This window comes from Lentzea chajnantorensis, from assembly GCF_054300775.1.
The window spans coordinates 6,433,435-6,456,262 of sequence record NZ_JBSDZT010000002.1 but is presented as its reverse complement, the minus strand read 5'-3'; the positions used below and the strand labels follow the sequence as shown (position 1 = coordinate 6,456,262).

Genomic DNA, 22,828 nt, shown 5'->3' with positions numbered 1-22,828 from the left:
TCAGGCCTGCTGCGCCGCCCTGTCGCGCCGGGTGAACCCCTCGGCCATGACCGCGTGCAAATTCGAATTGGACGGGAGTTTGCGGCAGGGGCCAGTCGCCGTCAACCCGCTGGTGACCCTGCTCAGCGCGTGGTCGAGCCGCTGCCAGTGCGAGTGCGCGACCAGGCCGCCGTCCATCCCGCCCGGCTCGGCCCGCGGGGTGGATGCGGGTGCCACCGGCCACAGCAGGCCCTCGGGTTCCTTGAGCACGTTGCCTCCGGCTGCCTCGACGTCCACCAGCGCTTCGAGGCGAACAGTACGACAGCCGCGCCAGTCGCCGTCGCGTCCACATCGGCGGCGAACAGGCCGTGGTCACCGGGCTCCGGCGGTGCGCGTGCGGTGCCGGAACGCTTGTGCGCGAGGTGTCGTCGGGCGTGTCCACACCATCCGGTCGCGCGGTGGTTCAGCGCAGCCGGTGAGCCCGCGCGGGTGGAATGGCCGGAAGTGTGCGTTTGACTGCGCATCAAGGCCGTGACCAGCGACGACGTTGCTCGGCAAGCCGGGGGAGCCCGGACTCCACAGCGGACCGGTCGCCATGCCCCCTGGCGGTCTCCGCGGTGACGGCCGTCGGCACCGCGGGAGCGGTGCCGGGCGCGCCGGGGCACCGCGTGCGGAAGGCGAGTTCGCCGCGCGACTTCGGCACGGCGGGCAGGAGTGCGCCCGATTGCGCACTGCCCGCCTGGCCCCCGGGGTCTGCCTCCGCGATCACGTCCCGGGCACCCCAAACGAGACGTGACCCGGAGAGTCACGTCTCGAAACGCCACAATCCCGGTGGGTCCGCGCGGGGCGGACCCACCGGGACCGGATCAGCGACCGCTGTGGGCCGCGGCGCGCACGTCTTCCAGGTCCACCGCCCCGTTGGCGTAGGCGGTGCGCATCAGCTCCTCCATGTCGGCCAGGACCGGCTGCCTGGGGTTGGCCGGAGCACACTGGTCGTCGAACGCGTTGAGGGCCTGCTGCGGCAGCGAGCTCAGGAACGCCGCCTCGGGCACCCCCGCCTCCGCGAACGAGGCGGGCAGCCCGACGGCCGAGCGCAGCCGTTCGATCGCGGCGGCGTAGGAGCGCACTCCCTCCTCCGGCGTGGCCGCGGGCAGTCCCAGGGTGCGGGCGATGTGCTGGAAGCGTTGCGGTGCCTGGTAGTTCTCGTACTTGGGCCAGCCGGTGAGCTTCGCGGGGGGCTGGCCGTTGTAGCGGATCACGTGCGGCAGCAACAGCGCGTTGGTCCGGCCGTGCGCCAGGCCGAAGGTCGCGCCGAGCGTGTGCGACATGGCGTGGACGATGCCCAGGAACGCGCTGCCGAAGGCCATGCCGGCGATGGTGGCCGCGTTGTGCATGGCCTCCTGTGCCTTCTCCGCTCCGAGCAGCACGGAGTCCTCGAGGTTCTCGAAGATCAGCTTGATCGCCTGCAGGCACAGCCCGTCGGTGAAGTCGTTGCTGTAGACGGAGACGTACGCCTCGGTCGCGTGGGTGAGCGCGTCGAACCCGGAGTCCGCCGCGAGCCCGGCGGGCAGCGAGCGCACGAGCACCGGGTCGACGATGGCCACGCTCGGGGTCAGCGCGTAGTCAGCCAGCGGGTACTTGCGGCCCGTCTCCCGGTCGGTGACCACCGCGAACGGGGTGACCTCCGAACCGCTGCCCGACGTCGTCGGCACGCACACGAGCTTGGCGCGCTCCGGTTCGGGGAAGCGGTAGAGGCGCTTGCGGATGTCGGCGAACCGGCCCCTCGCCTCGGCGAAGTCGACCTCGGGGTGCTCGTACCACAGCCACATGAGCTTCCCGGCGTCCAAAGAGGACCCGCCACCGATGGCCACGATGGTGTCCGGCTGGAACTCGCGCATCATCTCCGCACCGCGCTGCACGGTCTGCAGCGACGGTTCCGGCTCGACGAAGTCGATCAGCTGGACGGCCACGGGCTCGGAGCGGCCGGCCAGCACGGACCGCACCTTGTCCGCGTAGCCGAGCTTGGCCACCGTGCGACCGGTCACGATGCTCACCCGGTGCACCCCGGTCATCTCGCCGAGGTAGCGGATCGAGTTCGGCTCGAAGTAGATCTTCGGCGGCACCTTGAACCACTGGATGTTGTTGTTGCGGCGGGCGATGCGGCGGATGTTGAGCAGGTTCGCCGCGGTCACGTTGCCGGAGACCGAGTTGCCGCCGTAGCTGCCGCAGCCGAGGGTCATCGACGGCAGGAACGCGTTGTAGAGGTCACCGATGCCGCCCTGCGCCGCCGGTGAGTTCCACACCACCCGCACGGCCTTGACGCCCTTGCCGAACCGCTCAGCCAGCCGCTCGTCGGCGGTGTGCACGACCGCCGTGTGGCCCCTGCCGTGGAACTCGACGACCTCAGCGGCCCGCCGGATGCCCTCCTCGGCTCCTGCCACGCGCAGCAGCGCGACCACCGGGCACGGCTTCTCCCTGGTCAGCGGTTCGTCCGGGCCGATGTCACCGACCTCGGCGAGCAGGAGCGTGGTGTGCTCGGGGACGCTGAACCCGGCGCGGCCGGCGATCCAGTGCGCCGAACGGCCGGAGGCGGCCGGGTTGACGGACACCTTGCCCTCCCTGCGCGCGTCCGGGCCGAACAGGAAGTCCTCCAGCGCGCGCTTCTCCTGCGCGGTCAGCACGTGCGCGAGCCGGGTCCGCAGGCTGTCCACAGCCTGGTCCCACACCCCGGTGTCGATCAGCAGCGTCTGCTCGGCTGCGCACGTCATGCCGTTGTCGAAGCTCTTCGACAGGACGACGTCGTGCGCGGCGCGGGCCAGGTCGGCGTCGGCGGCGATGAACGCGGGCACGTTGCCCGCTCCCACGCCGATCGCCGGCTTGCCGGCCGAGTGCGCGGCGCGCACGACGTCGTTGCCGCCGGTGGCCAGCACGAGCGAGACGCCGTCGTGGTTCATCAGCGCCTGCGTGACCGCACGCCTGGGCGTCTCCACCCACTGCACGCAGTGCGCGGGCGCACCGGCCGCGACGGCGGCGTCGCGCACGATGCGGGCCGCCTCGGCACCGCAGCGGGGCGCCAGGTGGTGGAAGGCGAAGATGATCGGGTTCCTGGTCTTGAGCGCGATCAGGGCCTTGAACACGACGGTCGAGGTCGGGTTCGTGACGGGCGTGATCGCACACACCACACCGACGGGTTCGGCGATCTCCACCAAGCCGGTGAGCTCGTCGCGGCGGACCTCTCCCGCGGTGCGCATGCCGGTCATGCTGTTGGTGACGTGCTCCGCGGCGAAGAGGTTCTTCACCGCCTTGTCCTCGACGACGCCGCGCTCCGTCTCGGCGACCGCCAGCACGGCGAGGTCCAGGTGGCTCGCGGCGGCGGCACGCGCCGCCTTCGCCACGATGTGGTCGACCTGCTCCTGTCCGAGCGCGTGGAACGCCTCCAGCGCCTGCTGCGCACCGCGGACCAGGCCGTCCACGAGGGGCTCCACGTCCTCCGCCGGAGCGGCGGCGGACGACTGCGGCCGGTGGACGACCGGGCCGAGGGAGGCGGCGAGGTCGCCGACGGTGCGGTGCTCGTAGAACACCTCCAGCTCCAGGGCACCGAAGTGCGCCTGCAACGCGACCGCGGCCTCGACCAGGGCGAGCGACGAGGCACCGAGACCGGCCAGCGCGCTGTCCGCCGTCACCGCTCCCCGAGGCAGTGCGAGCACGTCGGTCAGCGCGTCGATCACGAGTGCAAGGGCGTCGTGCTGCTCGACACCCGCGACCTCGCCGGGTTCACGGGCGCCTGCCGGGTTCTCGGCCAGTGCGGCGAGCGTGCTCAGCCGCGGTCCCGCGTCGACCACCGCGACCGCGGTGGCCGCGGGGGCGTCGTCCGCCAGGACGGCCGACTCCGGGTCGAAGCGGACCCCGGCGGCCTGCTCCGCCGTCAGCAGGTAGTCGGTGCCCCCGGCCGTCGGTGCCCCGTCGGCGACGCCGTCGAGGAAGCGCCGGGCGGGCTCGTTCTTGGCCGTGGGCACGTAGGGCAGGCGGATCTTCACGGCCGTGCCCGAGCCGAGCGACGCCAGGACCTGGTGCTCCACGCCCCTGCCGAGCACCCGGCAGCTGAGCAGGAACGTGTCCACGACCAGCTCGTCGGTGTCCTGCCGGCTGATCACCGCGCCCACGACGCCGTGGTCGCCGAAGCGGTCGGTGGCGCGCACCACCTGGCAGCGCACGCCCGGTTCCGCCAGCAGGGCGCGCAGCTCGTTCTCCTGCCTGCGCACGGTGCTGAAGTTGAACTGGTTGGTGCGCTGGGTCATCTGCGCGACCCGGCGCAGGTCCGCCTCCGCCGCGGGCGTGATGTCCACGACCAGGTCGAGGCCCGCGATGAAGTCGGCGAAGGTCAGCGAGGACCGGCGCAGCTCACCGCGGTCCCGGTTGGCGTCGTAGGCGGCCGCGCGACCGCGGTCCTCCTCCGTCACCACCAGGCGGTCGAAGGCCCACACCCGGTCCAGGAACGGCTTGATCTCCTCCTCGTCGGCGGGCACGGTGAGCGCCAGCACGCCGGGGCACGCGGCACGGACCTGAGCGACCTCCACCGGGTTGTCGTCGAGGAAGACGAAGCTGTCGAGGCCGAGGTTCAGCTCCGCGGCCAGCCGCGCCAGGCCGACGGGCTTGGGGTCCCACCCGATCGCCCGCGCGGCGACGTGGTCGGACCGCAACGGGAACTCGGGGCGGGCGCGGAAGACCGCGTCCACGGTCTCCGGGTCGTTCTTGCTGGCGAGGGCGAGCAGCACCCCCTGCTCGCGCAGGGCGACGGCCCACTCCTGCACGTGGCGGTGACCGCCGGTGAGCCGGACCCCTTCCGGGCCGTCCTCGCCGGCCACACCAGCCCACAGGGTGTTGTCGCAGTCGAGGACGAGCACCTTGAACGGCCGGGCGAGCAGGGCGTGCACCGAGCGGGCGATCCCCGTGGCCAGGGCGTCGTACCCCGCCGGCGTGTAGGCGAGGTGCGCCATGCGGTAGCGGGCCTCGTCGTGCACGTCACCGGGATCGGTGCCACCGTGCCAGTCCTCGGCGCCGAGCAGGTGCACCCCGGAGGTGTCGCCCAGGTCGGCGAAGAGCCGGTGCTGGCGCGGGTCCGCGCCGGTGACCGACGGGCTGGGGCAGACGCGGAGCAGCAGCGGGACGCGGGCCCGGGCGGCGAACGACCGCACGGCCTCCGCGAGCTCGCCCAGGGTGCGCTCGGTCTCCTCGGCCGGCCAGTCGTCGAAGCGCACCAGCACCACCGCACATCCCGACCGCGCGGACCCGAGGGTGCCGGCGGGGTCGAGCAGCTCCTGGAACACCTGGCCGAACGGCGCGAGCACCGGGCGCAGGCCGAGACCGAGGTCGCGGCACCACGCGGTGAGGGGCGCCGCCAGCGGGTCGGTGGTGAAGGTCGCGGCGACGGCGAGCACGGCACCGTCCGCCGCGGGGTCCGTCGTCGACTCGGGCGGGGGTGCGGCGGCGTTCGCCGTCGGCGGCACACCAGGGGCCGCAGGTGCGCCTGCGGGTGCGAAGGACTCCAGCACCTCGACCCGGCCGGCGCTCACCTGACCGAGCCCACCCACAGCGGCCGCGGCGACCGCTTCGACGGCGAGCCCGTCGACGACCCCGCGAACGGTCGGCGAGAACCCGGTGTCCATCCTCGGGGGCCGCAGGACGAGCCCGCCGAGGCTGGGGTGCCCGCTGATGGTCGTGCGCAGCAGCTCTTCGCAGCGGAGCTTGGCGTCCACGTAGTGCTGCCAGGTCCGCGCGGCACCGGCGACCACGTCACTGGACACGAGCACGACCTGACCACCGGCCGCCGACAGCGGCTCGGCCAGAGCGGACAGCGGTGTGGACACCGCGGTGACGGCCGTGGCGACGTACTCGGCGGCGCGCTCGGCGGTGTCCGGTCCCGGCAACAGCGGCTGGAAGCTCGGGAACGCGTTGAGCACCACCAGGTCCAGCCTGCCCTCCCGGGCGAGCACGTGGTCGCGCAGCCGTGCGCACCCGGCGGGGTCGGCCGCGTCGGAACGCACCGCGTGCACGCGCTCGGCGGCCGTTCCCAGACCGGCCAGCAGCTCCGGCGGGAAACCGGGGTCCCGGCGGTGGGTGACGTACACGTGCGCACCGCGCAGGGCCAGTGCGGCGGCGAACGCGGCACCGAAGCCGCGGCTGCCACCGGTGACCACGGCGACCTTGCCCTCCAGCTCGACGTCCTGGCCGGCGAGGGCGGCGGCGAGGACGTGCGCGTCCGGTTCGGCCGGAACGGCCCTGGCGACGACGGCCAGCTCGACGCGCCCCAGACCGGGCAGGGCACCGCCGAACCGCACCATGTCACGGCGTTCGTCCACGGCCGTGACGTGGATCGAGCCGTCGCCGGTCGCGGCCGGGTCGAGCTCGACGGTCAGCGAGGAGATGAGCGACTGCCGGCCGGGGACCTCCATGCCCGCCAGGTAGCTCGCCCAGCCGAGCAGTCGCGCGACCTCTTCCCGCACACCGCTGCCGATGCGGTCGAGCAGGCTCGTGAAGTCACCGGGATCGCTGCGGTAGGACACCGGGATGCGCTGTCCCACCCGGAGCTCCGCCGGGACCCGGTCAGCGGCCTGCTGCCTGCGTTCTCCCGATCCCACGCGCACCGCGCCGACCCCGGCGCCGACCGTGCCGCCCAGTTCGACGTCCACGGTCGCGACCGGCTGCCCGCCGTCCGACACCTCCAGCCGCACACCCCCGTTCCCGGTGCGCGCCACGTCCAGGGAGTACGACTGCGCCGGGTAGACCGCGGCGTGGAAGCGCGCCCGGACCCGCCGCACCGCCGCAGCGTCCTGCGGGGGCAGGCCCGCCACCGCGTGGAGGACGGTGAGCGCGCCCTGCGCCACCTCCGCGCCGAACCCGCTCCTGGACGCGTAGTCCGCGTCCAGGTGCAACGGGTTGAGATCGCCGCTCGATCCAGCGAATCGGCCGAGATCATCAGGAAGGACATGCACTGCGAACACCGAGGACTCCGTTTCGACGCGCCCGTCATCGGGCAGAGCAGGGATTGAAGTCCAAGCTAATGACGTCGCGGCAATGCCAGAAGCCCGCGTTCCAACCGTTGGGTCGTCCGAGGAAATCGCCATTGCCGAATACCGGAATGCCGCGCACATTCACAGAATTGCGACACCGGGTGAATTCAGCTCCGCCCGGCGACGCCCAGCTGCTCCGCCGCCAGCGCGAGGAGCTGGTCGAGGTAGGCGTTCCCGGTGGGCTCCGTCAGCGGCCACCAGACGAAGGCGTCGTGCGTGCTGTCGACCCGCGGCCGGGCGTCGTGCTCGGCCAGGGCGAGGAAGGTGACGTTGACGGTGTGGGTGGGGGAGTCGCCGTGCGCAGAGGCCTCGAAGACGGTGGAGAACGTCCCCAGCACACCGCACAGGGTCACGCTCAGCCCTGACTCCTGCTCGGCCGTGCGCACCGCGGCCTCGGCGAGCTGCTCGCCCTTGCGCATGCGCCCGCCCTGCAACCACAGGGAGCCCGCCTGGGGTTCCTGGCTGCGCCGGGTGAGCAGCGCCTCGCCGGCGCGGACGACGAGCGTGTCGACGCAGACGACGGGCATCCGTTCCAGGATCTCGCGGTAGAGCTCCTCGGGCACCCAGGCGTGGCCTCCGGTGCCGGGGCCGTCGCGCCAGTCGAGCACGGGTGCCGCGGGCAGTGCGTCCGACTGCACGGGGTTGAGCGGTCCAGGCATCGTCCTCCGCCTTCCGGTGATCGCGTTCGCGCTGGAAGGTATGGACCTGTTGCGCACCGGACCACCTCCCGTCCCGTTCGGTGGGACGAACTCCGCTCCGCCGGGCCTGGTCGGAATTCCGTCCCGAACACTGGAACGGGCTCTGGATGATCGATGCCGGCTGTCACACACTCCCTTCAGCCGACGGCCGGCTGCCGGGCGAGAACTCCCACCGGCAGCTGCGCAGAAATACCCGTCACCCCGATCTCACGAATGGAATCTCCTCATGACCCAGCAGGAATTCTGGCGCGGCAAAAGAGTGCTGGTCACCGGTGGCTGCTCGTTCATCGGATCGCACCTGGTGGAGCACCTCGTCGGTGCCGGTGCCAGGGTGCGCGTCGCCGACGACCTCAGCTCGGGACGTCTGGAGAACCTCAGCGACGTTCCGGAGTCCGCCTGGGAGTTCGTGGAGGGCGACCTCTGCGACCCGCGGCTCGCCGCCGAGGTGATGCGCGGCATCGACGTCGTCTTCCACCTCGCCGCGATCCACGGGGGACGGGGGTTCATCGAGCTGCACCAGGCCGCGTGCTCGCGCAACTTCGTCCTGGACGGCGTGGTCTCGCAGGCGGCGGTCGACGCGGGCGTGGAGAACTTCGTCTTCGCCTCCTCCGGCTGCGTCTACCCGGTCGACCTGCAGGCCGACGTGAACGAGGAGGTCCGGCTCTCGGAACCGCAGGTGGGGCCGCCGTTCCACGCGGACGGGATCTACGGCTGGGCCAAGCTGATGACCGAGCAGCGGCTCGCCGCGCTCCACGCCGAGCTCGGGTTCCCGTCGGTGTCGTGCCGCCTGTTCACGGTCTACGGGGAGCGCTGCCCGGAGAGCCACGCCCTGACCGCCATGGTGGGCCGGGCGTTCATCCAGCAGAAGCCCTTCGAGGTCTGGGGTGACGGGACGCAGATCCGCAACTGGACCTACGTCACGGACATCGTGCGCGGCCTGGTGCTCGCCGGGGAGCGCGTCCACGACGGCAGCGCGATCAACCTCGGCACCGAGGAGCCGATCCAGGTCAAGGAAGCCGCCAGGATGATCCTGGAGTTCACCGGCCAGGCCGGCACGGAGATCAAGCCGCTGCCCGACAAGCCGACCGGCCCCTACAACCGGGTCGCGTCCGCCGCCATGGCGTTCGAGCGGCTCGGCTGGGCGCCCGAGGTGCCGTTCCACACCGGCCTCAAGCGGCTCACCGAGTGGTACTTCGAGTCGCGCCAGGCCGAGCGGATGACGACGGCCGAGTTCGCCGAGCGGCTGACCACGAGGTAGAGATGACCGACGCACCGCGGGTGACACCAGGACCGGAGATCACCACCGGGGAACACCGGCGCACGGCGTGGTCCAACTGGAGCGGGGCGGTCCGCGGCATCGCGGACCGCCTCCTCGCTCCGGACACCGCGGACCAGCTGCGCGACATCGTGCTCGACGACACCGCACGCGCACGCGGCATCAGCGTGGTGGGCTCCGGGCACTCCTACGCGAACCTCGTCGCACCGACCGGCCGGACGCTGGTCGACCTGCGCCACCACCGCGGTGTCGTCGCCGTCGACCCGGCGGCCATGACGGTCACGGTGAGGGCGGGCACGACGATGCGCGAGCTGAACCGGGAGCTCGCCGCGGCGGGCTTCGCGTTGCCGAACCAGAGCGCGATCGACGAGCAGACCGTCGCCGGCGTGGTGGCCACGGCCACGCACGGGAGCAGTCCCCGGCTCGGCACGCTCTCCAGCCACGTCGTGGCGGCGCGGATCCTCACCGCGGACGGCCGGGTGCGCACGATCACGCGGGACGACCCGGAGCTCGACGGCGTCCGCGTGCACCTGGGGTGCCTCGGCGTGGTCCTGGACCTCACCTTCACCGTCGTGCCCGGCCACCGGCTGCGCAAGGTGGTCCGGCGCAGGCCGCTGGCGGAGGTGCTGGCGAACCTCGACGAGTTCCGCGGAGTCCACTTCGGCGGCTTCTGGTGGTACCCGCACACCTCCCAGGCGATCGTCTGGGAGGCGGCGCCGACGGACGAGCCACCGACCCAGCCGCCGGGACCGCCCGGTGCCCTGCTTTCGGCCCTGTGCAACAACTCCTGGTCGTCGCGGGTCGCGGGTGCCGCGCACTACGCGGCCGCTGTGGCCGCCGGCCGGGGCGGTGCGCAGGTCATGCGGTGCGACGACGCGCTCCTGCACCACCTGCCGCCACCCGTGCAGGGCACCGAGTACAGCGTCCCGTTCGACCGGGCGGCCGACGCCGTCCGCGCCCTGGCCGGGGAGGTGCGCCGAGGCAGGTTGCGCGTCTGCGCACCCGTGGACATCCGCTTCACCGCCGCGGACACCGCCTGGCTCAGCCCGAGCAGGCAGGCCACCACCTGCCACATCGGCGTGACGCACCCCGTGACAGCACGGGACCCCGAGGGGTGGGTCGCACCGCTGCGCGCCGTGGACTCGGTGCTGTGGGACTTCGACGGCCGCCCGCACTGGGCCAAGGTCCACTTCCGCACGGGCGGGGAGCTGGCCGCGCGCTACCCGGAGTGGGACCGGTTCCAGGAGCTGCGCAGGGCCTGGGACCCGGACGGCGTCTTCCTCGGAGGGCACCTCCGAGAGCTCTTCGAACGCTGACCCCTTCGAGAGGCGGAAGCTCATGGCGATCAAGTTCGGCTACCACACCTGGTCCTACTCCAGCTTCGGCAGCTGGGTCCCCGCGTACACGTTGGACGAGACCGTCAAGCGCTTGGCGCGCATCGGCTTCGACGGCATCGAGATCGGTGCCGCCGCACCGCACGCCTTTCCGCCGTACCTGAGCCCGGCCAGGCGGCGCGAGGTGCGCAGCCTGCTCGACGACCACGGCGTGGAGGTCTCCGGCATCGGTCCGGCGCCCACCGGGGGACCCGGCTACAACCCGAGCTTCTCCGATGGCCGAGGAACGCGAAGCGACCGTGGAGCACTACCGCGCGATCAACGAGCTGTGCGCCGAGTGGGGCGCCGGAGCGGTGGTCTACCTGCCCGGCTGGGTCGTGTTCGGCACCCGGCGGCGGCAAGCCTGGGCGTGGTCGCGCGAATGCCTGGCCCTGGTCGCCGACGACGCGGCGCAGTACGGCCTCACGGTGGTGGTCGAGCCGCTCGCGGAGAACTCGAACCTGTGCGAGAGCGGCGAGGACGCCATGGAGCTGATGGAGGACATCGCACGGCCGAACGTCAAGGTGATGTTCGACTGCAGCCACGTCCGCTACCGGCGGGAGTCGCTCACCGACCAGGTCCACCTGATGGGCGCCGACCTGCACCAGATCCACATCGCCGACACCAGGGGAACGCAGACGCGGTTGCCGGCCGGTTCCGGGGACGAGGACTGGGAGGGCCTGGTCGACGCCCTGCTCGACACGGGTTTCGACGGCTACCTCACGGCCGAGACGGGGTTCCACCGCCGCGGGATCGACCCCGACCACGACGCGCGGGCAGGGCTCGCGTTCCTCAAACCGCTGGTGGAGCGAAAGCTCGCCGAACGCGCCGCGTCCACCCCGGCACCCTGACCCGCGTCCCCGGCAACCCGATCGGAAGGTACCGGCACCATGGAGACAGTCGCCCTGCACACCAGGCTCAAGCCGGGAAAGGAAGCCGCCTACGAGGCCGCGCACGCCCGGATTCCCGACGACCTCGACGCTGCGCTGCGCGCGGCGGGGGTGCGGTCGTGGCGGATCTGGCGCAGCGGTCTCGACCTGTTCCACGTCGTCGAGGTGGACGACTACGCGGCCATGATGGAGAAGATGCACGGGCACCCGGCGGACATCCCGTGGCAGAAGAGGATGGACGAGTTCCTCGACGCCCCGCTCGACTACGACTCGGGCAGTTCGACCGCGAAGTTCGTGTGGGAGCTGCCGTGATCCACGGCCTCGGCCTCGGCGGGTCCGCACTGGGGAACCTGTACCGCCCCGTGTCCGATGTGGACGCCCGCGCCACCGTCGACGCCGCGTGGCAGGCCGGTGTCCGGTACTTCGACACCGCCCCGCACTACGGCCTCGGCCTGTCGGAACGGCGGCTCGGGGCAGCGCTCGCGGACCGGCCCCGGTCGGAGTTCGTCATCTCCACCAAGGTCGGCAGGCTGCTGGAACCCCGTGACAGCGGCGGTGACGACCTGGCCGAGGGCTTCGCGGTGCCCGCGACCCACCGCCGGGTGTGGGACTTCAGCGCGGACGGGGTGCGCCGCTCGCTGGAGGCCTCGCTGACGCGGCTCGGCCTGGACCGGGTCGACCTCGTCTACGTCCACGACCCGGACGACCACGCCGAGCAGGTCCTGCGCGAGGCGTTGCCGGCCCTGGCGGAGCTGAAGGCCCAGGGCGTGGTCCGCGGGATCGGCGTGGGCGTGAACCGGTGGGAGGTGGCGGAGCCGTTCGTGCTGGCGCATCCCCTGGACCACGTCATGCTGGCCGGCCGGTACACGGTGCTCGAACACGCCGCGACCCTGGACTTCCTGTCGCTGTGCGCGGAACGGGACGTCTCCGTCGTGGCAGCCGGTGTCTTCAACTCCGGGTTGCTGGCCCGCCACGAGGTCCCTGCCGACGCCACGCACGACTACACGACGGCACCGCCCGCGCTGGTCGAGCGCGCCCGCAGGATCGCCGGAGTCTGCCGCCGGCACGGCGTCCCGCTCCCGCGGGCGGCGCTGCACTTCCCGTTCGGGCACCCGGCGGTGCGGGCGGTCGTGGTCGGTGCCCGGTCGGCGGCCGAGGTCACCGAGAACGTCGCGATGGCCGCCGGCGAGGTGCCCGCCGGCGTCTGGTCCGACCTGCGCGCCGAGAACCTGCTCTCCCCGACCGTTCCCGTACCGCTGCCGAAGAGCTTCGAGAAGGCGGCCGGCTGATGTTCCTCCGATCTCCAGTTGAGGTGTGTGATGTTTGAGCTGCAGAGAAGTTCCACCGGCTGGCGGCTGCCGCAGGAGCCGACGGCGGCGGGCACGGCGTACCAGGCGGTGCAGGACGAGCTGCGCCCGGACGTGCGGCCACAGCAGAACCTGGCGACGTTCATCACCACCGGGATGGAGCCGGAGGCCGAACGGCTGATGGCCGACTTCCTCTACCACAACACCGTCGACGGCGTGCAGCCGTTGCACACGGCCGACCTGGCGCAGCGGTGCGTCGCGGCGCTCGCCGACCTGTGGCACGCCGCCGACCCGGACAGCGCGGTCGGCACGTCGACCGGCGGTTCCAGCGAGGCCTGCATGCTCGGCGGGCTCGCGATGCTGATGCGGTGGCGCTCCCGCGCCGGTGGCTCCGGCAGGCGGCCCAACCTGGTCATGAGCACCGCCGTGCACGTGTGCTGGGCGAAGTTCTGCGCCTACTGGGACGTCGAGGCGAGGCAGGTCCCGGTGCGGGAAGGCGGTTCGGGCATCGACCCGCAGACCGCGGCCGACCTGTGCGACAGCGACACCATCGGCGTGGTGACCGTGCTCGGCACCACCTACGACGGCTTCTACGAACCGGTGCAGGAGGTGTGCGCCGCGCTGGACCGGCGGTGCGCCCGCGACGGCGTGGACGTGCCGGTGCACGTCGACGCGGCCTCCGGCGGGATGGTGGCACCGTTCCTCGACCCCGCGCTGGTGTGGGACTTCCGGCTGCCCAGGGTGAGCTCGATCAACACGTCCGGGCACAAGTACGGCCTCGTCGCTCCGGGGCTGGGGTGGATCGTGTGGCGCGACCCGAGCGTGGTGCCCGCCGAGATCGGGTTCTCGACCGACTACACCGGTGGCCGCATGTCCACCCAGACGCTGTCGTTCACCCGGCCCGTCGCACCGGTCATCGCGCAGTACTACCAGTTCCTCCGCCTGGGGGCGGAGGGCTACCGGGCCGTCATGCGGCGCTGCCGCGACCTCGCACTGGCGCTGACCGCGCACCTCGGCCAGTTCCCCGAGCTGCGGGTGGTCTCCCGCACGGACCACCTGCCCCTGGTCGCGTTCACCACCCACCACGACGCCGGTTTCAGCGTCACCGACCTCGCCGACCGCCTCCGCCGGCGCGGCTGGCTCGTGCCCACCTACGCACTCCCGGCCGACCAGGCGGACGTCACGGTCGCGCGGATCGTCTGCCGCAACGACCTCTCCGACGTGCTCGCCCGCCGGCTCGCGGACGACATCGCCGACGCGGTCACCGCGCTGCGCGCCGATGCGGTACTGCCCGTCCAGCGGGGCAACGACGTGGTGCCGCGGAGCGCGGAGATCACCTTGACGGCCGCGGGAGGGTCAGGCGCCTACGGCTTCCAGCGGGAGGAGGACCTGGAACCGCGTGTCGCCCGGCTGTGACTCCACCCGGATGTCGCCGTGGTGCTTGTTCACCACGATCCGCCAGGAGATCTCCAGCCCGAGCCCGGTGCCCTCACCGACCGGTTTGGTGGTGAAGAACGGCTCGAAGATCCGGCTCCGCACCGCCGCCGGGATGCCGGGGCCGGTGTCACCGATCTCCACCACGAGGTGCCGGTCCCGCCGGAACGTCCGCAAGGTCAGCGTGCCCGACCCGCCCATTGCGCTCAGCGCGTTGTCGATCATGTTCGTCCACACCTGGTTCAGCTCGCCGGCGTAGGCGGGGACGGAGGGGAGCGTCCGGTCGTAGTCCTCGACCACCCGCACGTCGCCGAACTTGCCGCCGAACATGACCAGGGTGGAGTCGAGCAGCTCGTGCACGTCGACCACCTGGAACGGTGCGCGGTCCATCTGCGAGTACTGCTTCGCGGCGGCGACCAGGGTGGACACCCGCGTGGTGGCGTCCTCGATCTCGTTCATCAGCATCTCGGTCTCGACCGTGTACCGCAGCCAGTGCACGGCCGAACCGGTGACGGCCGCCGGGCACGGCAGCAGCGAGGTCTCCAGCCACTCGACGTCCAGGCCGCCCGCGACCAGGACCGGTGCCACGTCCCAGCCGCCGCTGACGCCGTGGTCGTCGAGCCAGTCGGAGACCTCGTCCTCGGCGTCGCTGGTCTCCAGCGGGCTGAGCTTCGGTGCCTTGGCGACCCGTTCGACCGCCTTCTCCTGCAGCTTCACCAACGCCGGCAGTTCGGACGGGTCGAGCGCGCCCTGGGCGAGCAGGGCCAGTTCGTGGCGCATGCCCGCGACGCGTTCGCGCAGGGCCGCGGTGGCACGCACGGCGGCCGCGGCCGGGTTGTTCAGCTCGTGGGTCAGGCCTGCGGACAACGCGCCGAGCGCGGTGAGGCGTTCGTGCTGGCCCACCGTCGCCTGGGTGTTGCGCATGCCCCAGAACAGGCCCTCCAGCAGGTGCATGGCCATCGGGAACCACGTGCGGACCATCGGGCCGAACTCGTCGGCGTCGAACTGCAGCATCGACGTGGCCGTGATCGACTCGACGGTCATCTGGTAGGTGGGCTGGTCGAGCTCCAGGTAGGCCTGGGTGGCGCCGAAGTACGAACCGCGCAGGTCGCTGCGGCTCACCTCGATGCGCTGGCCGCCGATGGTGCGGCACAGCGCGACGGTTCCTCCCAGCAGCACGAAGAAGCACGTCGCCGGCTCGCCCTCGGTGAGCACGGGGGTGCCCGCCGCGCGGGTCTCGACGTGACCGTGGGCGGCCAGCCAGTCCAGCTGCGCTTCGTCGAGCTCCTCGAACAGGAACAGCTCGCGCAGTTCCGCCGGGGTGAGCCGCTGCATCAGGACCTCTCCAGGTAGCGGTGGACCAGCGTGACGGCCATGGCGCCCTCGCCGACCGCGGACGCGACGCGCTTCACCGACTCCGCGCGGACGTCGCCCGCCACGAACACGCCGGGCAGGCTCGTCTCCAGGTGGTACGGCGCCCGCTCCAGGTCCCAGCCGGGCGGGGAGGTGCCGAGGTCGGGCCCGGCGAGCAGGAAGCCGTGCTCGTCGCGCTCCAGCGTGCCGTCCAGCCAGTCCGTGCGCGGGGCGGCGCCGATGAACGCGAACAGCCAAGTCGCCGGGACCGCCGTCGTCTCGCCGGTCTTGTTGTTCAGCAGCGTCAGCGTCTCCAGGTGGCCCTCACCCGCGCCGCCGCAGACCTCGGTGTGGGGGCGGACCTCCACGTTCCCGATCGCGTCGAGCTGGTCGATCAGGTACCGCGACATCGACTGCTCCAGCGAGTCGCCGCGCACCAGGATCACGACCTTGCGCGCGTGCCCGGAGAAGTAGACGGCCGCCTGGCCCGCTGAGTTCGCGCCACCGACCAGGTACACGTCCTGGCCCGCGCAGTTCGGGCCCTCGGTCGTCGAGGCGCCGTAGTACACGCCCCGGCCGGTCAGCTCGCCGAGGCCGGGCGCGTTCAGCAACCGGTACGACACCCCCGTGGCGAGGATGACGGTGTGGGCGGAGAGCTCGGTGCCGTCGCCGAACCGCACGACTCGCGCGGCACCCCGGCGTTCGAGCGCGACGACGTCACGGGTGGTGAGCAGCTCCACGCCGAACTTCACCGCCTGCCTGCGGGCCCGTTCGGTCAGCTGCCCGCCGGACACGCCGTCCGGGAAGCCCAGGTAGTTCTCGATGCGGCTGCTCGTACCGGCCTGGCCGCCGGTCGCGATCCGTTCCACCAGGACGGTCCGCAGGCCCTCCGACCCGCCGTACACCGCGGCACCGAGGCCCGCGGGACCGCCGCCGACGACGATCAGGTCGTAGAAGTCGGCCGACGGCTGCGTGCTCAGGCCCACCTCGGCGGCGAGCTCCGCGTCGGACGGGTCGACCAGTGCCTTGCCCGAAGCCGTGACCACGACCGGCAGCGTCGTCCCGTCCTGGTGCGCCGCGGTCAGCAGGCAGCGCGCCTCCGGCTCGTCGAGCGCGTGCCAGCGGAACGGGACGTTGTTGCGCGCCAGGAAGTCGCGCACCTCGTAGGACCGCGGCGACCAGCGGTGCCCGACCACCCGCACCCGCTGCGGCGGCTGCCGGTCGCTCACCGCCCACGCCCGCAGCTGCTCGTCGAGCACCGGGTAGAGGTTCTGCTCCGGCGGGTCCCACGGCTTGAGCAGGTAGTGGTCGAGGTCCACGACGTTGATCGCCTGGATCGCCGCGTCGGTGTCGGCGTAGGCGGTCAGCAGCACCCGCCGTGCCTGCGGGAACACGTCCATCGCCTGTTCGAGGAACTCGATGCCGCTCATCTGCGGCATCCGGTGGTCGGCCAGCAGCGCCGCGACCTCCTCACCGCGCAGCTTGATCTCGTGCAGCGCCTCCAGCGCCTGCGGCCCGGACTCCGCCCGCACCACGCGGTACTGCTCGCCGTACTTCCGCCGCAGGTCGCGCGCCACCGACCGGGACACGGCCGGGTCGTCGTCCACCGTGAGAATCGAAGGCCGCGCGACGCGACCGGCAGTCGTCATGCGCCCAGTCAAACACCAGAAGTTGTTGAAAGCTGCAATGGAGGTACCGTCGGGCCGTGACCACCACCACCTGCGAACACGTCGCCGACCTGGGCCCGGAGCCCACCCCCAGCACGACGGAGGGCTGCGAGGACTGCCTGGCCACCGGAGGCAGGTGGGTCCACCTGCGCCTGTGCCTGGGCTGCGGCAAGGTCGCCTGCTGCGACTCCTCGCCGGCCAAGCACGCCTCGAAGCACTTCGCCGAGGAGGGGCACCCGATCATCCGCTCGTTCGAGCCGGGCGAGGCCTGGCGCTGGTGCTTCGTGGACAGCACGCTCGTGTGAGCCGCGCGGTGCCCGGCCGGCTGAGTTCGCGTCGGCCGAGGCACCGCGCTCGTCATTCCACTCCAGATGGACAGAACGCCGCGGCGACGTCTCCGCCGCGGGGATTCACGGGACAGTCCGTCGAAGTCCTTTTGTGGTGCGGGTTGTCTTGCCACGTACCGCTCCTACCCGCATTGACGGGTCGAATCCGATGGGCAGCTCCTGGCCGTCCTGCCTGCGGGAAAAGCAAGGAACTCTCGGGTAACGCCCCGCTTCCCGATGTCGCAGATTCCTAAACATATGAACTTTTGATGTCGGAATGTGGACATATCAAGAATGCTCCTTTCGGCGGTGTTTGCGGCAGTGTCGGGGAGACACTGTTGTCCTCGGATTGCGTTCGTGGCTGGTTTCTGCGCGGGTTCCCTCGGATGATCGGGATTCGGCTGGGCTCCGGCACGTCCGCATCCGCTGCTGACGATCGACAGAAGAAGGAGAAAGTTGTGACCGACGACACCTACCAGGTCCTGGTGAACGACGAGGAGCAACACTCGTTGTGGCCTTTGGGCAAAGAGGTCCCGCACGGCTGGCGTGCCGAGGGCAAGCAGGGGTCGCGGCAGGAGTGCATGGACCACGTCGACACCGTCTGGACCGACATGCGGCCCCGTAGCCTGCGTGAACAGATGGCGGCCGAACAGAACGGCTGATCACTCGCCGTTGTCCGCAGGGGCGGCCGGAGTCGACGGCCAGGTGAACGGCGCCCGCTGCGGCAGGGCCCGGCGCACAGTTCGCCGTACACCGCAGAACTCACTTCGGGACTCCGCAGGCATTGATCTGCGGAGTTGTTCGACGCTGTCCTGCTGTCGATCGTGTGCATGGATTCCGAATGTTATTCGGGACAGCGTGGAATTTGTGTGAGGTGCGGTTGCGGCGGGTACCAAGGTTTGTCACGGGTTATATGTGCCCGGGTATTCAGCTTTTTGCGGAGTTCTACGGAAGGGTGATGGTGGACCACTTACGCGGGGTGCTCGAACGAGCGGCTCTCGCCAACGACGTACCGGGCGCACAGCTCGTGGTCCGGTGCGGCGGTGAGGCCTTTGAATTCGAGTTCGGAGAAGAGCGGCACGGTACGGGTTGCGCGGTCCGGCGGGACAGCAAGGTGCCCATCGGGTCAATCACCAAGACATTCACGGCGACGCTGTTGATGGTTCTGGTGTCCGACGGTGACGTCGACTTGGACGAGCCGGTCGTGGAGTACCTGCCCGAGCTGCGGCAGGCCCTCGGCGCCAATGCCGACGTCCTCACCGCCCGCCACCTGCTGAGCCACACCGGCGGCCTGCAGTCGGAGCTGATCGCCGCCGACGACCGGGCGGCGCTCGCGGCCTCCGTGCGGGACGTCGTGCAGCCGCCGGGAGCCGGGTTCTCCTACTCCAACACCGGCTACGCCCTGGTCGGACGCCTGATCGAGGCGGTCACCGGCATGGAGTGGGCGGAGGCGCTCCGCGCCGTGCTGCTCAAGCCGCTCGGTCTGGACCTCGGGTTCATCGCCGGTGCCGAGGACGTCACCCCGGCCGCCAGCGGGCACACCGTCAACCGCGCGCTGCGGCTGGTGCGGCCCGTCGAGCAGGAGCTGACGCCGGTCGAGGCGCCGGCGGGCGGGCTCACCGCGAGTGCCGCGGACCTGGTCGAGCTCGCGCGGATGCACCTCGACCCGCGGCACGGCGGCATCGACCCCGGCCTGGTCACGCCCGAGCACCTCGCCGAGATGCGCAGGCCGGTGCCCGGAGCGGACCCGTTCGGCCTGGCCGACGGCTGGGGGCTGGGGCTCGCACTGTTCCGCAGCCACGGCACCGGCTGGTTCGGCCACGACGGCACCGCCGACGGCACGTCCTGCCACCTGCGGCTCAACCCCGCGTCCGGCACGGTCGTCGCGCTGACCGCGAACTCCTCGACGGGTGCCGCCCTCTGGCGCGACCTGCTGCCCGAGCTGCGCGCGGCCGGCATCGACCTCGCCGACAGCGCCGCGACGATCAACGCCGAACCGCGCGCGTCCATCCCGGGCGAGTGCACCGGCACGTACGTCAACGGCGACACCGCCTTCTCGGTCGTCGTGCAGGGCGACGAGCTGCACCTGGTCGTCGACGACGAACCGGCCGCGCGGCTCGCGGTCCACGACGGGTTCGTGTTCTCGGTGACCGAGCTCGCCGGCGGCGCGACCGGCCACCCCGGCCGCTTCCTGCGCGATCCGCGCAGCGGCCGGATCGACCGCATCCAGATCGGCGGCCGGGTCGCCGGCCGGCGAGGCCGCGACCGCGACGTGGCCTGACCCCGCCGCAGGTCCCCGCACCCCCTTCCCCCAGTACCCGTGGCGCTGCTGCGCGCCCGAAAGAGGTTGAACGGCGATGACGCTCCACGAGACGGTGCCCGCCGGCACACCGCTCTGCTCCCAGTCGCGCGACACGGTGGTCGGCCTGTTCACCGAGCAGGTCCGGCGCACGCCCACCGCGGTGGCGGTGGTCGCCGAGGACGGCGAGCACACCTACGCGGAGCTGGACGCGCGGTCGGACCGGCTCGCCCGGTGCCTGCCGGCGCTGGGGGTGCGGCCGGAGCGGCCGGTCGGCGTGCTGGTGGAGCGGTCGGCCGAGCTCGTGGTGGCACTGCTTGCCGTCCTCAAGGCCGGTGGCGCGTACGTGCCGCTCGACGCCCGTGCGCCCGACGAGCGGATGACGACCGTGCTGGCGGAAGCCGGTGCGTCGCTGCTGCTCACCGACACCACGTGGAAGGCGGTCGCCGACCGCGTGCACATCGGCCACGTGCTGGTCGTGGGCGACGAGGAGGCGCACGAGGGCACGGGTGGGCTGGCGGAGGTCCACCCGGACAACCTCGCGTACGTCGTGTTCACCTCCGGCTCCACGGGCGTGCCGAAGGGCGTGGCGGCACGGCACCGCGACGTCGTGGACCTCGCCCGTGACGCGCGGTTCAGCGGCGGTGCGCACGATCGCGTGCTGGTGCACTCGCCGATGGCGTTCGACGCGTCCACCTACGAGCTGTGGGTGCCGCTGCTCTCCGGAGGTACCGCCGTCATCGCGCCTCCCGGTGACGTGGACGGACCGGTGCTGCGCAAGGCGATCGGTGAGCACGGCGTCACCGGGATCTTCGTCACGTCCGGCCTGTTCCGCGTGCTGGCGCAGGACGACCCCGCGTGCCTGACGGGTCTGCGGGAGGTGTGGACCGGCGGTGACGTGGTGCCCGCGGCGGCGGTGCGGCGGGTGCTGGAGGCGTGTCCCGGCACGACCGTGGTGGACGTCTACGGCCCCACCGAGACCACCACGTTCGCCACCAGCCACCCGCTGCCCGACCTCGGCTCGGTGCCCGACGTCCTGCCGATCGGCACGGCCCTGGACGGCATGCGCCTGCACGTGCTGGACGACGACCTGGACCCGGTGCCGGACGGGGCGACCGGCGAGCTGTTCATCGCGGGCACGGGACTGGCCCGCGGCTACCTCAACCGGCCCGGCCTGACCGCGGACCGGTTCCTGGCCGACCCGTTCGGTGCGCCGGGCGACCGCATGTACCGCACCGGCGACCTGGTCCGCTGGACGCCGGAGGGCACCGTCGACTTCGTCGGCCGCGTCGACGACCAGGTCAAGATCCGCGGCTTCCGGGTCGAGACCGCCGAGGTCGAGGCCGTGCTGGCCAAGCACCCCGGCGTCGTGCAGGCCGCGGTGCAGGCGCAGCTCGACCACAACGGCGTGAAGCGCCTGGTCGCCTACGTGGTGGGCACCGCACCGTCCGACGACGAGCTGCGCGACTTCCTCCTGCGGACGCTGCCCGACTACATGGTGCCGTCGGCGTTCGTGGCACTGGACCGCCTTCCGCTCAACACCAACGGGAAGGTCGACCGCAAGGCGCTGCCGGCCCCCGACTGGGGCCTCGACCGGCGCACCGCGCACGTCGCACCGCGCACCCCCGCCGAACGCGCCATCACGCAGGCCTGGGCCGAGGTCCTCGCGGTCGACCCCGGCCGCGTCGGCGCGCAGGACGACTTCCTGTCCCTGGGCGGCGACTCGATCCAGGCCCTGCGGGTCGTGTCCCGGCTGCGCACGGCGCTCGACGTGCCGCTGTCCACCGGCGACCTGCTGGACGCGCGCACCGTCGCCGGTCTGGCCGACCTGCTCGCCGACCGCCTGCCCATCGCGGCGGACGACCGGATCACCGCGGTGCCGCACGACGCCGTGCTGCCGCTGTCCCCGGCGCAGCAACGGTTGTGGTTGCAGCACAAGATCGACCCGACGGGCACCGACTACAACACCGGTGTCGCCCTGCGGTTGCGCGGCCCGCTCGACCTCGACGCCCTGCGGACCGCGCTGAACGGCCTGGCCGAACGGCACGAGACCATGCGCACCACCTTCGCCGAGGTCGACGGCCGCGGCGTGCAGGTCATCACCCCGGCCGCGGTGGTACCGCTGCGCGTGGAGGACCTTTCCGCTGCCGCACACCGGGACGAGGCGCTCGACCGGCTGTGCGCGGAGGAGCTGACCACGCCGTTCGACCTGAGCACCGGCCCGGTGGTGCGCGCCGTGCTGGCCACGCTCGCCGACGACGACCACGTGCTGCTGCTCGACCAGCACCACATCGTCACCGACGGCTGGTCGGTCCGGGTCCAGGTCGACGACCTGCTGGAGCTGTACCGGGCCGCGGTTCGAAGAACAACACCCGACCTGAAGCCGCTGCCCGTCCGCTACGGCGACTTCGCGGCCTGGCAACGCCGCCGCGTCGAGGACCCGGCCGTCACCGGCCAGCTCGACCACTGGCGCACCGCCCTCGCGGGCCTCGAACCCCTCGACCTGCCCACCGACCGGCCCCGCCCCGCGCAGCGCACCACCCGCGGTGCCGTGCACCGCGAAACCCTGCCGGGACAGCTGGTGCAGCGCCTGACCGAGGTCGGGCACACCGGTGGCACCACCCTGTTCACCACGCTGGCCGCCGCCGTGCAGCTGCTGATGGCCCGCTACACCGGCCGCCGCGACGTGGCCGTCGGCACCGCCTCCGCCGGACGTGGCCGGCCCGAGCTCGACGACCTCGTCGGCTTCTTCGTCAACACCCTCGTCCTGCGGTCCACAGTGGACCCGGCTGTGCCGTTCGAGCGTTTCTTGGCCGACGTGCGCGAGACCGTGCGCGACGCGTTCGCCCACGACGAGGTGCCGTTCGACCGGCTCGTCGACGAGCTGCGGCCCGACCGCGACCCGAGCCGCACCCCGCTCGTGCAGGCGCTCGTGGTGCTGCAGCAGGAGATGGTGCGGTCCACGGCGGTCGGCGACCTGGACGTCACCGAGCACCACCTGCCCCGGCCGCGGGCGCGGTTCGAGCTGCTGGTCGAGTTCTGGCCGCGGGACGGCGCGCTGGAGCTGACCCTGGAGTACAACACCGACCTGTTCGACGCCACCACGATCGAGCGGATGGCCGGTCACCTCAGGACCCTGCTGGAGGCCGTGGCCAC

General features: G+C 72.1%; 15 protein-coding genes and 1 pseudogene. 10 read left to right on the top strand and 6 right to left on the bottom strand.

Annotated elements, in window-relative coordinates:
* From ACVDFE_RS31145 to ACVDFE_RS31135, 3 genes are all read right to left on the bottom strand, one after another.
* On the bottom strand, positions 1-276 hold the full coding sequence (locus ACVDFE_RS31145; RefSeq protein ID WP_458432986.1) for a hypothetical protein: 276 nt from the start codon (positions 274-276) through the stop codon (positions 1-3).
* A 569-nt stretch (positions 277-845) separates the two neighbouring features.
* The gene (gene adhE, locus ACVDFE_RS31140) at positions 846-7,103 is read right to left on the bottom strand and encodes a bifunctional acetaldehyde-CoA/alcohol dehydrogenase (protein ID WP_458434424.1); all 6,258 of its coding nucleotides are present in this window, start codon (positions 7,101-7,103) and stop codon (positions 846-848) included.
* A 53-nt stretch (positions 7,104-7,156) separates the two neighbouring features.
* On the bottom strand, positions 7,157-7,708 hold the full coding sequence (locus tag ACVDFE_RS31135) for an NUDIX domain-containing protein (protein WP_360400073.1): 552 nt from the start codon (positions 7,706-7,708) through the stop codon (positions 7,157-7,159).
* A 265-nt stretch (positions 7,709-7,973) separates the two neighbouring features.
* Here ACVDFE_RS31135 and ACVDFE_RS31130 point away from each other — a divergent pair, with 265 nt between their 5' ends.
* Together ACVDFE_RS31130 and ACVDFE_RS31125 are read left to right on the top strand one after the other, a co-directional pair.
* Positions 7,974-9,005 carry an NAD-dependent epimerase/dehydratase family protein gene (locus ACVDFE_RS31130; RefSeq protein WP_458432985.1) on the top strand — a complete coding sequence of 344 codons (1,032 nt, stop codon included), beginning with the start codon at positions 7,974-7,976 and terminating at the stop codon, positions 9,003-9,005.
* A 2-nt stretch (positions 9,006-9,007) separates the two neighbouring features.
* Positions 9,008-10,339: a D-arabinono-1,4-lactone oxidase gene (locus ACVDFE_RS31125; protein WP_458432983.1), complete on the top strand. Its 1,332-nt coding sequence runs from the start codon at positions 9,008-9,010 to the stop codon at positions 10,337-10,339.
* A gap of 54 nt (positions 10,340-10,393) precedes the next feature.
* On the opposite strand, the gene ACVDFE_RS31120 is transcribed toward ACVDFE_RS31125, so the two are convergent.
* Positions 10,394-10,600, bottom strand: a complete 207-nt coding sequence (locus tag ACVDFE_RS31120) for a hypothetical protein (protein ID WP_458432981.1) — start codon at positions 10,598-10,600, stop codon at positions 10,394-10,396.
* 32 nt (positions 10,601-10,632) lie between these two features.
* Between ACVDFE_RS31120 and ACVDFE_RS31115 the strand changes: the two genes are divergently transcribed.
* Genes ACVDFE_RS31115 through ACVDFE_RS31100 form a run of 4 tightly spaced genes read left to right on the top strand, consistent with a single transcriptional unit; the run spans position 10,633 to position 14,009 of the window.
* Positions 10,633-11,247 (top strand): sugar phosphate isomerase/epimerase family protein, encoded by a 615-nt coding sequence (locus ACVDFE_RS31115; protein WP_458432979.1) that lies wholly within the window; start codon positions 10,633-10,635, stop codon positions 11,245-11,247.
* A 39-nt stretch (positions 11,248-11,286) separates the two neighbouring features.
* Entirely contained in the window at positions 11,287-11,598 is a 312-nt protein-coding gene (locus ACVDFE_RS31110) for an L-rhamnose mutarotase (protein WP_458432977.1), read from the top strand.
* Positions 11,595-12,575: an aldo/keto reductase gene (locus ACVDFE_RS31105; protein WP_458432976.1), complete on the top strand. Its 981-nt coding sequence runs from the start codon at positions 11,595-11,597 to the stop codon at positions 12,573-12,575. The genes ACVDFE_RS31110 and ACVDFE_RS31105 overlap by 4 nt, the downstream gene beginning before the upstream one ends.
* Before the next feature lie 30 nt (positions 12,576-12,605).
* Positions 12,606-14,009 carry a glutamate decarboxylase gene (locus ACVDFE_RS31100; protein ID WP_458432975.1) on the top strand — a complete coding sequence of 468 codons (1,404 nt, stop codon included), beginning with the start codon at positions 12,606-12,608 and terminating at the stop codon, positions 14,007-14,009.
* On the opposite strand, the gene ACVDFE_RS31095 is transcribed toward ACVDFE_RS31100, so the two are convergent.
* Both ACVDFE_RS31095 and ACVDFE_RS31090 read right to left on the bottom strand, forming a co-directional pair.
* Positions 13,950-15,362 carry an ATP-binding protein gene (locus ACVDFE_RS31095; protein ID WP_458432974.1) on the bottom strand — a complete coding sequence of 471 codons (1,413 nt, stop codon included), beginning with the start codon at positions 15,360-15,362 and terminating at the stop codon, positions 13,950-13,952. The two genes, ACVDFE_RS31100 and ACVDFE_RS31095, sit on opposite strands and share 60 nt — an antisense overlap.
* Positions 15,362-17,029 carry an NAD(P)/FAD-dependent oxidoreductase gene (locus ACVDFE_RS31090; protein WP_360400049.1) on the bottom strand — a complete coding sequence of 556 codons (1,668 nt, stop codon included), beginning with the start codon at positions 17,027-17,029 and terminating at the stop codon, positions 15,362-15,364. Before ACVDFE_RS31090 ends, ACVDFE_RS31095 begins: the two co-directional genes overlap by 1 nt.
* A 56-nt stretch (positions 17,030-17,085) precedes the next feature.
* Between ACVDFE_RS31090 and ACVDFE_RS31085 the strand changes: the two genes are divergently transcribed.
* The 4 genes and pseudogenes from ACVDFE_RS31085 to ACVDFE_RS31070 form a co-directional block, all read left to right on the top strand.
* A complete protein-coding gene (locus ACVDFE_RS31085) occupies positions 17,086-17,352 on the top strand; it encodes a UBP-type zinc finger domain-containing protein (protein WP_360400046.1) in 267 nt (88 codons plus the stop codon).
* Between the two features lie 479 nt (positions 17,353-17,831).
* Positions 17,832-18,035 (top strand): MbtH family protein, encoded by a 204-nt coding sequence (locus tag ACVDFE_RS31080; RefSeq protein WP_360400043.1) that lies wholly within the window; start codon positions 17,832-17,834, stop codon positions 18,033-18,035.
* A gap of 179 nt (positions 18,036-18,214) precedes the next feature.
* Positions 18,215-19,654 (top strand): serine hydrolase domain-containing protein, encoded by a 1,440-nt coding sequence (locus ACVDFE_RS31075; protein ID WP_458432972.1) that lies wholly within the window; start codon positions 18,215-18,217, stop codon positions 19,652-19,654.
* A 76-nt stretch (positions 19,655-19,730) separates the two neighbouring features.
* Positions 19,731-22,796 (top strand): annotated as a pseudogene (locus ACVDFE_RS31070) (amino acid adenylation domain-containing protein); the annotation flags it as partial.
* Between the last annotated feature and the right edge of the window lie 32 nt (positions 22,797-22,828).